Annotated in this window: 12 protein-coding genes; 7 read left to right on the forward strand and 5 right to left on the reverse strand. The window is 59.2% G+C overall.

The window, feature by feature from the left end; translation table 11 throughout:
• Positions 1–6: 6 nt before the first annotated feature.
• Entirely contained in the window at positions 7–1,536 is a 1,530-nt protein-coding gene (gene pntA, locus GRH90_RS06220) for a Re/Si-specific NAD(P)(+) transhydrogenase subunit alpha (RefSeq protein WP_162365086.1), read from the reverse strand.
• A 329-nt stretch (positions 1,537–1,865) separates the two neighbouring features.
• Here pntA and ydgH point away from each other — a divergent pair, with 329 nt between their 5' ends.
• Positions 1,866–2,819 carry a DUF1471 family protein YdgH gene (ydgH, locus tag GRH90_RS06225; RefSeq protein ID WP_162365087.1) on the forward strand — a complete coding sequence of 318 codons (954 nt, stop codon included), beginning with the start codon at positions 1,866–1,868 and terminating at the stop codon, positions 2,817–2,819.
• A 72-nt stretch (positions 2,820–2,891) separates the two neighbouring features.
• Here the strand turns inward: ydgH and GRH90_RS06230 are convergent, their stop codons facing one another.
• Positions 2,892–3,317 (reverse strand): hypothetical protein, encoded by a 426-nt coding sequence (locus tag GRH90_RS06230; protein WP_162365088.1) that lies wholly within the window; start codon positions 3,315–3,317, stop codon positions 2,892–2,894.
• A gap of 321 nt (positions 3,318–3,638) precedes the next feature.
• On the opposite strand from GRH90_RS06230, the gene rstA reads away from it, so the two are divergent.
• The 5 genes from rstA to GRH90_RS06250 all read left to right on the forward strand — a co-directional run bounded on the left by rstA (position 3,639) and on the right by GRH90_RS06250 (position 7,475).
• Positions 3,639–4,361, forward strand: coding sequence for a two-component system response regulator RstA (rstA, locus tag GRH90_RS06235; protein ID WP_162365089.1), 723 nt, complete (start codon positions 3,639–3,641; stop codon positions 4,359–4,361).
• Positions 4,358–5,671: a two-component system sensor histidine kinase RstB gene (gene rstB / locus GRH90_RS06240; RefSeq protein ID WP_162365090.1), complete on the forward strand. Its 1,314-nt coding sequence runs from the start codon at positions 4,358–4,360 to the stop codon at positions 5,669–5,671. Before rstA ends, rstB begins: the two co-directional genes overlap by 4 nt.
• Before the next feature lie 219 nt (positions 5,672–5,890).
• Positions 5,891–6,226 carry an acid resistance repetitive basic protein Asr gene (gene asr, locus GRH90_RS06245; RefSeq protein WP_162365091.1) on the forward strand — a complete coding sequence of 112 codons (336 nt, stop codon included), beginning with the start codon at positions 5,891–5,893 and terminating at the stop codon, positions 6,224–6,226.
• 133 nt (positions 6,227–6,359) lie between these two features.
• Complete coding sequence (gene ydgU, locus GRH90_RS26845) at positions 6,360–6,440, forward strand: small membrane protein YdgU (protein ID WP_512698838.1); 81 nt, start codon at positions 6,360–6,362, stop codon at positions 6,438–6,440.
• Between the two features lie 165 nt (positions 6,441–6,605).
• Positions 6,606–7,475, forward strand: a complete 870-nt coding sequence (locus GRH90_RS06250) for a trypsin-like serine peptidase (RefSeq protein ID WP_162365092.1) — start codon at positions 6,606–6,608, stop codon at positions 7,473–7,475.
• A 43-nt stretch (positions 7,476–7,518) separates the two neighbouring features.
• On the opposite strand, the gene hrpA is transcribed toward GRH90_RS06250, so the two are convergent.
• On the reverse strand, positions 7,519–11,406 hold the full coding sequence (gene hrpA / locus GRH90_RS06255) for an ATP-dependent RNA helicase HrpA (RefSeq protein ID WP_162365093.1): 3,888 nt from the start codon (positions 11,404–11,406) through the stop codon (positions 7,519–7,521).
• Between the two features lie 235 nt (positions 11,407–11,641).
• Here hrpA and GRH90_RS06260 point away from each other — a divergent pair, with 235 nt between their 5' ends.
• Positions 11,642–12,247: an FMN-dependent NADH-azoreductase gene (locus GRH90_RS06260; RefSeq protein WP_162365094.1), complete on the forward strand. Its 606-nt coding sequence runs from the start codon at positions 11,642–11,644 to the stop codon at positions 12,245–12,247.
• Between the two features lie 70 nt (positions 12,248–12,317).
• Here the strand turns inward: GRH90_RS06260 and GRH90_RS06265 are convergent, their stop codons facing one another.
• Complete coding sequence (locus tag GRH90_RS06265) at positions 12,318–12,533, reverse strand: YnbE family lipoprotein (RefSeq protein WP_162365095.1); 216 nt, start codon at positions 12,531–12,533, stop codon at positions 12,318–12,320.
• Positions 12,530–15,307, reverse strand: a complete 2,778-nt coding sequence (locus GRH90_RS06270) for a YdbH family protein (protein WP_246235912.1) — start codon at positions 15,305–15,307, stop codon at positions 12,530–12,532. The genes GRH90_RS06265 and GRH90_RS06270 overlap by 4 nt, the downstream gene beginning before the upstream one ends.
• Positions 15,308–15,368: the final 61 nt, after the last annotated feature.

Raw genomic sequence — 15,368 nt, forward strand, 5'->3', positions numbered from 1 at the left:
TACCCCTTAATTTTTACGGAACATTTTCAGCATGCGCTGAGTCACGGTGAAACCACCGAAAATATTGATACTGGCAATCAGCACGGCAATAAAGGAAAGGAAAGACACCCATCCGCCATGACCGATTTGCAGCAGCGCGCCAACCACAATAATCCCGGATATGGCGTTGGTTACCGACATCAGCGGGGTATGCAACGCATGACTAACGTTCCAAACGACGTAATAACCCACGATACAGGCCAGGGCGAACACGGTGAAATGCGACAGGAAATCGCGGGGCGCGACATTGGCCAGCCAGCCGAATAAGATAATGGCCAGCGCAATCAAGCCGTATTTAAGCGCCGGGGAGCTGGGTTTGGCCGCCGGTTTCGGCAGCGGCGCCGCGGCTTTTGCCTGCTGCGGCTGGGCGGATACCTGGATAGGCGGAGCCGGCCAGGTCAGTTCACCGCTTTTTACTACGGTAACGCCGCGAATGACGGTGTCGTCGAAATCCACCAGGATCTCGCCGTCTTTTTCTTTACACAGCAGTTTCAGCAGGTTAACCAGGTTGGTGCCGTAGAGCTGTGACGACTGGGTCGGCAAGCGGCTCGGCAGGTCGGTATAACCGATGATCCTGACGCCGTTGTCGGTGACGGTGATCCGATCGGCCACCGTCAGTTCGCAGTTGCCGCCGGTTTGCGCGGCCAGGTCGACAATCACGCTGCCCGGCTTCATGGACGCCACCATTTCGCTGGTGATAAGCTTGGGCGCCGGACGTCCGGGAATCAGCGCGGTGGTGACAATAATGTCCACGTCCTGCGCCTGGGCGGCAAACAGCGCCATTTCAGCCTTGATAAACGCCTCGGACATCACTTTGGCATAACCGTCGCCGCTGCCCGCTTCCTCTTCAAAATCCAGTTCGAGGAATTCCGCGCCCATGCTTTGGACCTGTTCCTTCACTTCGGGGCGGGTGTCGAAAGCGCGCACGATGGCGCCCATGCTGCCCGCCGCGCCGATGGCGGCAAGCCCGGCGACACCCGCGCCGATAATCATCACCTTGGCCGGCGGCACTTTTCCCGCCGCGGTAATCTGTCCGGTAAAGAAGCGTCCGAATTCATGCGCGGCTTCCACGATGGCGCGGTAACCGGCGATATTGGCCATGGAGCTCAGGGCATCCAGGGATTGCGCGCGGGAGATGCGCGGCACCGAATCCATCGCCATCACGGTCACATCATGGGCGCCGAGCTTTTCCAGCAGCGCCGGATTCTGCGCCGGCCAGATAAAGCTGACCAGGGTACTGCCCGGTTTGATCAGGGCAATTTCGTCATCCGTCGGCGCATTGACCTTCAGGATGATATCGGATTGCCAGACATCGGCGGTATCCGTAATGGAGGCGCCGGCCGCCAGAAAGGCCGCGTCCTCGAAGCTTGCCAGCTTGCCAGCGCCGTTTTCAATCGCCACGGTAAAACCAAGTTTGAGCAACTGCTCTACCGTTTTGGGGGTAGCGGCAACGCGGGCCTCATTGGCCAAGCGTTCTTTTGGTACACCAATACGCATAGCTTTCCCTTTTTGAGCTGTTCTTTTTGAAAATAACCGTCATCCTGACCCAAAAGTCAAATGTGTCATACGGTAGACCCTGGGATCACCCTACAAGAGCCACACAATAACCTACTTAAAATACTAACCGCGGTCTATATTTTGTGCTGACAAACGGCATTTTTGCATAAAACGGCGCACCATTTGCCCCGGCTCAAACAATTGTTGTTCACGGTGCCATAAATTGCTGAGACACCCGCTATTATTACATGCCATAATCGCCAGCTATTCTGTTATACATCAACAGTTCAGCATGTTTAGCCTGAAAGCGTATGTCGAAAGGATTTTTTATGAAGCTGAAGAACACAGTTTTGGTCTCTGCGTTACTGACGTTGACCACGTTATCCGTGCAGGCAGCCCAAGAGCTGACGCCGGAAAAAGCAGCCAGTTTGCAGCCGTTTGACAGAATTACGATTACCGGTCGGTTTAACGCCATCAACGACGCCGCCGATGAAATTTCACGTCGTGCTGACGCCAAGGGCGCCTATGGGTATTATATCCAGGGGATCAACGACGCCAATAACAGCGGTAACTGGCGCGTCACCGCGGATCTGTATCATAAAGACGCCCCGGCCGCATCGCAGGACGTCAAGTACCGGGTATTCAACGGGGTAAAGGAGTTGCCGCGCCAGGAGGCCAACGAGCTTGAGCCTTATGACACCGTCAGCGTCAAAGGCTTTTTCCATAGCCAGCCCGAGATCAACGATGCTATTTCCAAAGCCGCCCAGAACAAGGGCGCAGCCTCGTTTTACATCGTTCGCCAGGTCGACGCCAACGAAGGCGGCAACCAGTACGTTACCGCGTACGTTTATAAAGCCGACGCCGCCAAACGCGTAGTGCAAAGCCCGGATGCCATCCCCGCCGATTCACAAGCGGGTAAAGCCGCGCTGGCCGCCGGTGGCGCCGCCGCCGCCAGGGTGGAAATACCGGGAGTAGCCTCGTCCGCGTCGCCAAGCCGCGACGTGGGCCGCTTCTTTGAAACGCAATCCACCCAGGGTGGCCGTTACACCGTAACGCTGCCCGACGGTACCAAGGTGCAGGAAGTGAATAAAATCACCGCCGCGCAAATGGTGCCGTTCGATTCCGTCACCTTTACCGGCCACTACAACAGCTCTACCGACGTGGCGCATGAAGTCGCCCGTCTCGGCGCGAAAAAAGGCGCCAAGTACTATCATATTACCCGCCAGTGGGAACAGAACCAGAGCGGCGGCAACCTGACCGTCAGCGCGGACTTGTTCAAATAGCGAAACAGCTCATCAGCGGTAAAGGGGGATGATGGAATGGGCAAGGAAACTTGCCCATTTTTATTGGCGCAATCAGGCGCGGGGGGTGGCGCTTAACGGCGGCAGCGCAATCGACAGGCGCTCATCATGCTGGTCAAGCAGCAGATGTTCGCCAAATTCCTGCTGGATAAAACCGAGCTGCCCGGTATTCAATGAATACGGCAGCCGGATATCGAACTGCTGGATACCCTGCTGTTGCGCCAGGGCAATCAGCCGGATGACGTTGGTTTCGTCATTCACCTGGGTTGAGAGCACCTGCAGCGCCAGGGCTTCCAACTGCTCCGCCCGCGTTTGGGTCTGTTCCTGCGGGGTTTTGGTGACAATGCCGAAGATCGGCATAACGCCATAAATGGCGTCGATAAAACCCCAGCGTTTTTTGCAACTTGCCGACAGATAGTTCGTATAATCAAAGCAAGGCCGTTCGCTTTGACCGGCAGTCGCAAGCAGATGTTTCGCCATCTAGCCTGTTCCTCTCGTGACCAACCGAAGTTGAATGACCATGACCGAAAAAGTGGCGATAACTATAACATACCAAGATCGATAAGGGCGAATGAGCGCACAACCCGGCGGTAATTGAGTGGTAAAATTTTGTTCCACCGGCTGTCTCGAATGGTTGCCGCCGTCCTGTCCCGGTAATAAATTGCGCCGGCAATCCGCGCCGGTCAATAACCCCGGTAATTTCGTTCACGCTTATCCGATGGCGCAACTGGCCGACAGGCGGTATGCTCATGGCGGCTAACGACGGCACTTCTTTTTTAACCAAAGCAGATTATTGGCGCAATGAACAAGATTGTTTTTGTTGAAGATGACACCGAGGTCGGCAATCTGATTGCCGCATGGTTGGGTAAGCATGATTTCGAGGTGACGATAGAACCCCGCGGCGATCTGGCCCAGGAGGTGATTACCACCCTCAAACCCGACCTGGTGCTGCTGGATATTCTTTTGCCCGGCAAGGACGGCATGACCATTTGCCGCGATTTACGCCCGGTATATAACGGTCCTATCGTGCTGCTGACCTCGCTTGACAGCGATATGAACCATATCCTGGCGCTGGAGATGGGCGCGAACGACTATATCCTCAAGACCACGCCGCCGGCGGTGTTGCTGGCGCGCCTGCGTCTGCACCTGCGCCAAAACCCGCCCGCCGCCCGCGCCGCGCAGGCACCCGCGGCCACCGGCAGCGTGCTGCACTTCGGCCAGTTGAGTATCGACCTGATTAACCGCGAAGTGATGCTGGCCGCCGAAACCATAGTGCTGTCGACCTCCGACTTCGAACTGCTCTGGGAACTGGCGACCCATGCCGGCCACATCATGGATCGCGAGGCCTTGCTCAAGAACCTGCGCGGCGTCAGCTATGATGGACTGGATCGCAGTATAGACGTGGCCATCTCCCGTTTGCGCAAAAAACTCTACGATAACGCGCTGGAGCCGTTCCGGATTAAAACCGTGCGCAATAAAGGCTACCTGTTCGCGCCCAATGCCTGGGAGAACGCCGGTTCATGAGGAAACTGTTCATCCAGTTCTACCTGCTGCTGTTCGTCTGTTTCCTGGTCATGACCCTATTGGTCGGGCTGGTTTACAAGGTGACGGCCGAACGCGCCGGCAGGAAATCGATGGACGACCTGATGAAAAGCTCGCTTTACCTGATGCGCAACGAGCTGCGCACCATTCCGCCACGCGACTGGAATAAAACCATCAACAAACTGGATCTTAACCTGTCGTTTAAACTGCATATCGAATCGCTTAAGAAATACCAGCTTAATGCCCATAACGATCTGCGCCTCAGGCGCGGTGAGATTGTCGCCCTTGATGATGAGTACACCTTTATCCAGCGCATACCGCGCAGTAATTATGTGTTGGCGGTCGGCCCGATACCCTATCTGTTCTTTATCCACGAAATGCGGCTGCTTGACCTGGCGTTGCTGGTATTTATCGGCCTCTCGCTGGCTTTCCCGGTGTTTATCTGGATGCGGCCGCACTGGCAGGACATGCTGCGGCTGGAAACGGCGGCGCAGCGGCTGGGCGCCGGTTTCCTGGAGGAACGCATCCATTTTGACAATGCGTCGAGCCTGTTCCGCCTCGGCGTGGCCTTCAACCAAATGGCGGACAACGTCAATACGCTGATCGCCAGCAAGAAACAGCTGATTGACAATATCGCCCACGAATTGCGTACCCCGCTGGTACGGCTGCGCTACCGGCTGGCCATGAGCGAAGGCCTGTCCACCGGGGAGCAGGAACGGCTTAACCGTGATGTCAGCCAGCTGGAAGGCTTGATAGACGAATTATTGACTTTTGCCCGGCTGGACCGGCCGCAGGTTACCCTTAACCTGGCGACGGTGGATCTGCCGGGCTGGCTGACGGAAAAGCTCAGCGATATCCGGCAGGTGCATCCCGAACGTATTATCGGCCAGGAGATCGAAGCCGCCGGCGGTTTCGGCCAGGTGGACGCCCGGCTGATGGAGCGGGTGCTGGATAACCTGGTGAACAACGCCCTGCGCTACAGCCGCGAAGCCGTCATCGTCCGGCTCGGCGCCGACAAGGGTTACGGTTACCTGCAGGTAGACGATGACGGACCGGGCATTCCCGAAGACGAGCGCCAGCGGGTATTCGAGCCTTTTGTCAGGCTCGATCCCAGCCGGGACCGCACTACCGGCGGCTGTGGGCTTGGCTTGGCCATAGTGCGCTCCATTGCCCTGGCCCACGAAGGCCGGGTAACGGTCGGCACCAGTCCGCTGGGCGGCGCCAGCTTCTTATATCGCTGGCCGATAAACAGCGGTTCGCGCGATGCGCTGGCGATCAAAAGCCCGTTTTAGCCTGCCCGGCCGAGGTATGGCAGATTATCGCCGGTGCTGATGGGTTTGGTTAGCCGGCTTCATTGTATGTTGTAACTAAACCAGGACATAAGTGCTTGTACATTCGGTTACACGCCGAAACCAAACACTCACGGACAACGTGCAGTTAAGTCCCTATTGTATCTTCACCGGCCCCAAATCGGGGTTGTAAATAGAAACCGCAATTCTGAGGATTTGACAATGAAAAAAGTACTTGCACTGGTAGTTGCTGCCGCCATGGGATTGTCCACCGCTGCGTTTGCCGCCGATACCACTACCACCACCGCCCCTGCAGCGACCACCACCACCACCACCACTGCTCCGGCTAAAACCACGACTACTCACAAGAAACACGTGAAGAAAGTGAAAAAAGCAGCCCCTGCGCAAACTGCCCAGGCCGCTAAAAAACACGTGAAGAAAGTGAAAAAAGCAGCTCCGGCGCAAACCGCCCAGGCCGCTAAAAAACACGTGAAAAAAGTACAGCATAAGAAAGCCGCTCCGGCCGCTGCCGCTGCCACCACGACCCCTGCATCATAAAATGCGTCGTGCCTGAATCGGCCAACGCCGTTCAGGCAGGTCTGGAAGACGGCTGTCATAGCTGATTTTAGCAGATTATCATTGATTCTCCGACACCCGGCCCGCCGGGTGTCGGTTCCTTAAGGTTTCGTCTATGCTGCGCCGCTACATGTATGAAATCATCCTGGGAAGCCTTATCCTCTGCGCCATTATCAGCGCCTGTTTTTTTATTTAACCCCCCTTCTTTGTCCTTCCTCACCGTATTTTCCGCATTGACGACAATCTGTTTTAGCGTGCTGAAACACAACGATTTTTCTCTGTGCAAACCTATTTATAAGCTATATTGAGATAATATTTTTTCATGGATGATGTCAGCACTTATCATAAGGCAAGCTTGTTTATGCGTATTGTTCCGCTGTTGCTGCTGTGTCTGTTGCCCCTTTGTACCTTTAGCGCCGCGCCGGCCGGATTGAGCAAAGATCAAAAGGCGCTGTTTTTCGGTCACGACCATCGCCAGGCCATTACCCAACCGGATGAGTGGCCGTGGCAGGCCATCGGCCAGGTGGAAACCGCCAGCGGCAATCTCTGCACCGCTACCCTGATTTCCCCGCACCTGGCTCTGACCGCCGGTCATTGCGTGCTGGCGCCGGGCGGGACGATTGATAAAGCGGTGATGCTGCGTTTCGTGGCGGAAAACCAGCTATGGCGCTACCAGACCAGCGCCATAGAAACCCTGGTGGACGCCAAGCTCGGGCAACGGCTGAAACCCTCCGGCGACGGCTGGATCGTGCCGCCCGACGCGGCCGCCTATGACTTCGCCCTGATTCGGCTGACCAAGGCCTTTAAGAAAATCAAGCCCCTGCCGCTATGGCAGGGCGACCACCAGGAACTGACCCTGCAGTTAAAGCAGGCCGACCGCCAGGTCACCCAGGCGGGTTATCCCGAGGATCACCTGGATACGCTATATCGCCACCAAAACTGCCAGGTCACAGGCTGGGCGCAGACCGAGGTGTTATCCCATCGCTGCAATACCCTGCCCGGGGACAGCGGTTCGCCGTTAATGCTCTACACGCTCACCGGCTGGCGCCTGATTGCCATCCAAAGCTCGGCGCCGCTGCCCAAGGACCGCTATCGGGCGGATAACCGCGCGCTGGCCGTGACCGCCATCGAGGGCGAGCTGCTATCGCTTATGAACACGCCTCCGGCCGGCAAACGCGGCCATGGCCTTGCGCCGACCGGCAAGGCCAGGCCGGCGCATTCATCCCGCTAGTTATCCCGGCGTCCGCGCGCCGCATCCCGATCCTGGCGCGCGCCTACGGCTGTATTTGCCCCATCGCCTGGAGAATGCGTTTTTCCGAGACCGGATAAGGCGTGCCGAGCTGCTGGGCAAAATAGCTGACCCGCAGTTCCTCGATCATCCAGCGAATCTCCCTAACGTCGGCGTCCTCGCGCCGCAGCGGCGGCAGCTTGTCCAGCCATTGCCGCCAGGCTTGCTGCACCAGCTCCACCTTCAGCATCTGGGCGCGATCGCGATGCACGTCGTTGGCCAGTTTTTCCAGCCGCCGCTCCAGCGCCTGCAGGTAACGCAGCGTATCCGGCAGCCGCCGCCAGCCGTTGCCGGTGACAAAGCCGCGATACACCAGGCCGCCCAGCTGCGCCTTGCTATCGGACAACGCCAGGGCCAGGCTGATATCCACCCGCCCCTTCAGACGCTTGTTGATGGCAAACACCGCCGTTAGAATTTGCTCCACCTGCGCCGCAATCTCCACCACCGTCTGGTTGAGGTTGGCCCGGACATATTCCTGTAGTTCGGCGTACTGCCCTTCCCGCCAGACCAGGCCGCCGTGCTGCTCGATAAGCTTATCGACGCCGCAGGTGATGCAGTCGTCAATCAAATCCATCACCTTGCCGAACGGGTTGAAATAGAGGCCCAGCTTGGCTTTGTTCGGCAGTTTTTCATGCAGGTATTTTATCGGCGACGGAATATTGATCAGCAGCAGGCGTCGGGTGCCGTGCCACATGGCCCGGCGCTGGTCGTGTTCGGTTTCAAACAGGCGGATCGCCACGCCGTGTTTTTCATCCACCAGCGCGGGGTAAGCCTTGAGCGAATAACCGCCGCGTTTTTGCTCGTATCGTTCCGGTAAATCGCCGAAGCTCCAGAGATGCAAATCCCGCTGTTCCAGGCCGTCGTCCGCCACCGAGGACAGGGTTTGCTGCACATTATCCCTGAGCTGCAGCTTAAGGGCGTCGAGATCCCGGTTTTCACCCAGCGTCTTTCGCTTGTCATCCACCACCCGGAACGATACTTTCAGGTGATCGGGCACCTGATCCCATTGCCAGGCGTCACGATCGACGCTCACGCCGGTCATGCGTTTCAGCTCTCGCTCCAGGGTCTCGAGCAGGGGCCCGTCGGCGGACGTGGCCCTGCCAAGGAAGGCGTCGGCATAATTGGGCGCCGGCACAAAGTTACGGCGTAACGGTTTTGGCAGCGATTTTATCAGCGCAATGACCAGCTCGCGGCGCACGCCGGGTATCTGCCAGTCAAAACCGGCGGCGGTGATTTGGTTAAGTACCGGCAGCGGAATATGCACCGTCACCCCATCGGCGTCGGCGCCGGGTTCGAACTGGTAGCTGAGTTTTAACTTCAGGTTGCCCTGGTGCCAGACGTTCGGGTAATCCAGCGCGCTTATCTCATCCGCGCCCTGCTTGATCAGCATATTTTTTTCAAAATTCAGCCGATCGGGGTCCTGTTTTGCCTCCTCGCGCCACCATGTGTCAAAGTGCCGCGCCGAGACCACGTCCCCGCCGACGCGCCGATCGTAAAAGGCAAACAGCGTTTCATCATCCACCAGGATGTCGCGGCGGCGGGATTTGTGCTCCAGCTCCTCCACCTCGGTCAACAGTTTGCGATTGACGTGGAAAAACGCGTGGCGGGTCTGCCACTCGCCTTCCACCAGCGCGTGGCGGATAAACAGCTCGCGGCATAACAGCGGATCAATCCGGCTGTAATTGACCTTACGGCCGGTCACGATGGGCAGCCCCAGTAAAGTGACCTTTTCCGTGGCCATTACCGCGCCGGCCGCCTTTTCCCAATGAGGTTCGCTGTAGCTGCTCTTGACCAGGTGCGGGGCCAGCGGCTCGATCCATTCCGGGTCGACGCGCGCGGCGATGCGTCCCCACAGGCGGGTGGTTTCCACCAGTTCGGCCACCATGGTCCATTTGGGTGGTTTTTTGAACAGGCCGGAGCCGGGATAAATGGCAAAACGGGCGTTGCGCGCGCCGGTGTACTCCTGCTTTTCGGCGTCCTTTTGCCCGATATGGGATAACAGCCCGGACAACAGCGCGCAGTGCAGGCCGCGGTAGTCCGCCGGCTGGGTATTGACCGGCAACCCAAGGGTTTTCACCGTCTGGCGCAGCTGGGTATAGACATCCTGCCACTCGCGCACCCGCAGGTAGCTTAAGAAATCGACGCGGCACTGGCGGCGGAACTGGCTGGAAGAGAGTGTCTTCTGCTGCTCCTGCACATAATCCCATAAATTGACGAAGGCGATGAAATCCGATTCTTTATCGGCGAAGCGCCGGTGTTTTTCATCGGAAGCCTGTTTCTTATCCATCGGCCGTTCGCGCGGATCCTGAATGGACAGCGCGGCGGCTATCACCATCACCTCGCGCACGCAGGCGTTATTGCGCGCCTCGAGCACCATCCTGGCCAACCTGGGGTCGAGGGGCAACTGCGCCAGCTGGCGTCCCAGCGGGCTGAGCCGGTAGCCGCGCGCGGATTCCGCCTCCAGCGCCCCCAGTTCCTCCAGCAGACGCACGCCGTCCTGTATTTGCCGTTTATCCGGCGCTTCGACAAAGGGGAAGGCGGCGATATCCCCAAGTCCCAGGGCGGTCATCTGCAATATGACCGACGCCAGGTGGGTACGCAGGATTTCGGGATCGGTAAATTCCGGCCGCGAGAGAAAATCCTGTTCCGAATAGAGCCGGATGCAGATACCGTCGGATATGCGGCCGCAGCGCCCTTTACGCTGGTTGGCCGAGGCCTGCGACACCGCCTCGATGGGCAGCCGCTGTACCTTGGTGCGAAAACTGTAGCGGCTGATGCGCGCGGTGCCCGGATCGATAACGTATTTAATGCCCGGCACGGTTAACGAGGTTTCGGCCACGTTGGTCGCCAGCACGATGCGCCGGCCGCTGTGCGACTGGAATACCCGGTTCTGTTCGCCGTTGGACAACCGGGCGTAGAGCGGCAGCACCTCGGTATGGGGCAGGTTCAGCTTGTTGAGGCCGTCGGCGGTATCGCGGATTTCGCGCTCGCCGCTCAGAAAGATCAGGATATCCCCGGGCGCTTCCTGGCTTAATTCGTCCACCGCGTCAAAAATCGCCTGGGAGACATCGCGATCGCCGTCGTCCTCGCTTTCCACCACCGGGCGGTAGCGCACCTCCACCGGATAGGTGCGCCCGGAGACCTCGACGATCGGCGCGTTGTTGAAATGGCGCGAAAAGCGCTGCGGATCGATGGTCGCCGAGGTGATAATCACCTTTAAGTCCGGGCGTTTCGGCAATAGCTGATGCAGGTAGCCGAGGATGAAATCAATATTCAGGCTGCGTTCGTGCGCTTCATCGATAATCAGGGTATCGTACTGCAATAATTGCCGATCCTGCTGGATCTCCGCCAGCAGGATGCCGTCTGTCATCAGCTTTACCAGCGTCGTATCGCCGATCTGATCGTTAAAACGCACTTTATACCCCACCGCCCCGCCCAACGGCACCGCCAGTTCATGCGCGATGCGGTCGGCCACGCTGCGCGCCGCCAGGCGACGCGGCTGGGTATGGCCGATAAGGCCGGTGATCCCGCGCCCCAGTTCCAGGCAAATTTTGGGGATCTGGGTGGTCTTGCCGGAGCCGGTTTCGCCGGCGACAATCACCACCTGGTGGTCGCGGATGGCCCGCAGAATATCCTGGCGCTTGTGGCTGACCGGCAGGTTTTCCGGATAAGTGATGGCCGGACGGGCGGCCCGGCGGTTGGCCGCGCGTTGGGCCGAGGCCTGTATATCGGCGGCGATTTGCCCGGCGATAGCGGTTTGCGCCTCGGGACGGATTTCTTTCTGCGCCCCCTGCAGGCGTCGACGTAAAACTGTTTTATCGCGGAGCATAACCGACTCCAGCGAAGCGGACAGTGCCGCCAGCGATGACTTCACGATATCTTCCTTACACTGCGACCGGATACAGTACCCTGCTCCGGTCCGAATAGAATGTGCTTATGCCATTAGTTTACCATATCCCCGGCGTTGGCTTTACCCGCCTTTTCCAATCGTTCAGGAAATTCGAACAAACAACTCGAAATATTGCGCTATCACTGTAGGGGGTTAAACCCTAAAGTGTTTCTCAACGCCCGAGGGTTAATTACCTATTTGAATAATGAAGGAATAACTAATGAGCAAAGTATTAATTCTTAAATCAAGTATTCTTGCCACTTTTTCCCAGTCCAACCAGCTGGCCGACTTTTTTATCGAACAGTGGCAGAACACCCATGGCGGCGACAAGATTACCGTCCGTGACCTGGCCGCGCAGCCGGTGCCGGTGCTGGATGGCGAACTGGTCGGCGCCCTGCGTCCGGCGGACGCGACCCTGACGCCGCGCCAGCAGGAAGCACTGGATTTGTCCGACGAATTGATCAATGAACTGCAGGCTAACGATGTCATCGTTATTGCCGCGCCGATGTATAATTTTAACATTCCGACCCAGTTAAAGAACTATATCGACCTGATAGCCCGCGCCGGCGTGACGTTCCGCTACAGCGAGCAAGGCCCGGAAGGCCTAGTGAAGAACAAAAAGGCGGTGATCCTGACCACCCGCGGCGGCATCCATAAAGATACCCCGAGCGATCTGGTGACCTCCTATCTGCGGCTGATGCTGGGCTTCCTGGGCATTGCCGACGTGGAATTCGTATTTGCCGAAGGCGTGGCCTACGGTCCGGAAGTGGCGGGCAAGGCCCAGGAAGACGCCAAAGCCGCCATTACCCAGTTTATTGCCGCCTGAAATCGTTAGCCCCACCCTCATCCTGGCTCCATTTAGTTCTTTTTTCAGCGCATCTCCGGATGCGCTTTTTTCATTTGGCCGCGGTGCAAGACCGGGAGGCCTCACATAGCGTCGGCTGCAGCAGCGCCACGCTCTGCTTATCCGCCTTGATATTAATGTCGTGCTCGATTTTCACGTTCATATTGATGGTGATCGGCTCCTCCGGCATCGCCAGCTCAATGCGCGGCACGCAGGCGCCGGCGTTCAGCGCCAGCAGGAGCGCGGCAAGCTTATATCCTGTTTTCATTTTTTTCCCCTTGCGGTCCCGGCGGGCGTGGCGGCGGCTTGCTTTTCCAGGGTCTGCTCCACCGTGGTGCCAAAGCGCAGGCTGCGCCACAGCATGAATATGTTTTCCTGATGGTGATAATTCAACCTGACCTCGCGCTGGGCGTTGATTTGCGGATTGGTGCCGATGAAATGCGCCAGTAAATCCAGATCGCCGTCGCGATCGACGTTGACATCCGCCCGCAGGCGGGTGATTTCCATATAACGCAGCCAGTCGATGGCCATGCCGGTGGCCAGGTTGCGGCTGCCGATGGCGTCGGCGAATTGTTTATCCAGCCTGAGCGCCATCGAGCCGTCGCCGGCGATCCATCCATGGCGCACATATCCCGCCGGATCGTTTAGATGCAACGGCAGTTCGCCGCTGACCCGGCCGGAAATGGCAAACTGCTTGGGCTTAAGGGCGGTAATCAGCTCGCTCATCTCAATGGATTTGACGCTCAGCACCGCGGCGTCGCGCTGCGGCAGGCTAAGCGGGGTAAGGTGTATACTGCCGCCCAGGGTATCCACATCCACGCCGGTGAGGGTGAGCGGACGCCGCTCATCATACGGGTAATATCCCTGCAGCCCCATCGCCAGGTTATTCAGCGCCACCGGCGTGGTAATCGAATCAATGCGCAGGCTGACGGGCTGCTTTACCCCCAATAACCAGCGCTGGTCCTGTAAACGATAGGAAAGGCCAAGGGCCACGCCCCGCAGGCGGGTTTCCCCCACCCACACGTCGCCCCGGCCGACGGTGGCGTGCCCGCCGGCGAGGAAACCTTGGCCACTGGCGGCGGAAAAGGCGCTTTGCGCGTTAAACTCACCCGCGCGCAGGGTAATCCCCAAATCCGGCGCCAGCAAGGTCTGGAATACCCGCAGCGGCTGTTTCGGCCACCAGGCCTGGCCGCGCAGCCGTTGGCCGTCCCAACGGCCGTTCAGGCGCACCGGCCCTACGGCCCCGGCGGTGAGCTGTCCCCGCCAGTTGAAATCCCCGGGCGTACGCCCGCTCATCCGCAGCGTCAGGGCCGGCCTGGGCAAATAGCCGCCTCGGGTGATATTTATCCGCTCGGCGGTGATAACCAGCACGCCGCTAAACGCCGGATCGCGCTCATCGCGGCGCCAGCGCAGAGGCGCGGTGAGCGAAAGCCGCGGGGCGACTACGCCGGCCAATCCGTAATTCAGCTGGTTGAGGCCGCTGGATAATTCGCTCAGCTCAATGGTATTCGCCAGCCAGGAACCCCGGCCCTTGATATCCCACCGCGCCTCAAACGGCGCCAGGTTGCCGCCGCCCCAGTAACGCCAGCGCCACTGCCCCCGATCGGGCAGAAAATCCGTCGCCCGGCCGTCCATATGCAGGGTAAAATGCCCGTAGCCAGGCGCATTGGCCAGTAAAATGGCCTGCAGCCGCCCGCTGAGCCCGCGGGAAGAGACCTGTACGCCAGCCAGCGGCAGGCGGGCGCTGCTGATATTCAGTACCTCGGAAATCAACCCGGTCACCCGTAATAATGCGCCGGGCAGCATTGCCAGCGTCGGGTCGGTAATCACTCCCCGCAGCTGGCCGGGTATCGATGCGCTCAGCGATAACCCGCCCTGGTTGGCCACGCCGGTAAAACGAAAATCCAGCGCATTGTCCGCCAGGCGCAGCGGGCCGGGGCCGACGGTCAGCACCGCATTGGCCTTGCCGCGCAGTCCCTGGGTCAACACATTCATGCGCGCGGTGACGCCGAGCCGATCCAGGCCGCCCTGCCAGCGCGCCAGGGTAACCGCGATATGGCCCGACAGGGGCTGGGTGGCATACGGCCAGCGCCATTCGCCGTCGCTAATCTGCAGGTCCTCCCCACTTATCTTCCAGGGCAACCGCGCCAGCCGGATATCGGTTTGCCCGTCGGCGACCACCAGTTCCCCCTGCCGCTGGCGCCAGCTCAAGGCGGCATTAAGCGGCGTCCCGTCGGGCAGTGCCAGGCCGGCGGTCATTTCGCCCTCCTCCGGCGGCAGCGACACCTGGGGAGACAACGTCATGCTGCCGGTTATCCCAATGCGCAGCGCACCGGACAATAACAGCGGCGCCATCACCGGCGCCCCGGCAGACGCCGCCGCGGCGCCGGTGTCCGGCAGGCCGAAAGGCCCCTTGAATACGGGCGGCGCCGGGACGGCAAGCGGCGGCGGCACGGTCTCGCCGGTATAGGTGAATTCATTTAACGTCAGCTGTCGGTCCCGCAGCGCCAGGTCCAGCCGCAGTTGTCCATTGCGGTAACGGAGCCGGGCGCCGTCGGCAAGGTGCTCCAGCTCCACGCCGCCGGCATAGGACTGCCAGGGCGCGACCGTCAGGCGGCTGATGCCGAGCGTAAAGCGCGGTAGGGCATTATCGAGCGTCGCCCAGGTCAGGGGCGCTTGAACGTCCGCCGCGCGCTCCCCGGCGCAGGCGCTGTCCATCGTGACCTGCCCGGCGAGAATGCGCCATGCGCCGTTCTGGCGCCGGGCGCTGATATCCCGGGCGGTTATCCACGCGCAGGACGGCCGGTTTAACGCGAAGCCGGGCAAAATCACCGCCCCCTGGCGCCAGCCGGGGCGACCGGTAAAGGTGATGTCCACATCGGCGGGCAGGATCATTTTTGCCGCCGCCGGTAGCCAGAGCGGAATAAAATACCATCCGGCGCCCAGCGTCAACGAAACGGCCAACAGCAGGGACAGGGCAACCAACCCGGAACGGCGTAAAAAACGGCGTATGCGCCTGTATGCGCCAGATACGTTGGTCATGACATTCCCTTATTGTCCCGAAGCCTGCAAGATACCATACTTAGATTCCAGGCAGCATTTT

The sequence above is a fragment of the Acerihabitans arboris genome, from assembly GCF_010131535.1.
Taxonomy (GTDB): domain Bacteria; phylum Pseudomonadota; class Gammaproteobacteria; order Enterobacterales; family Enterobacteriaceae; genus Acerihabitans; species Acerihabitans arboris.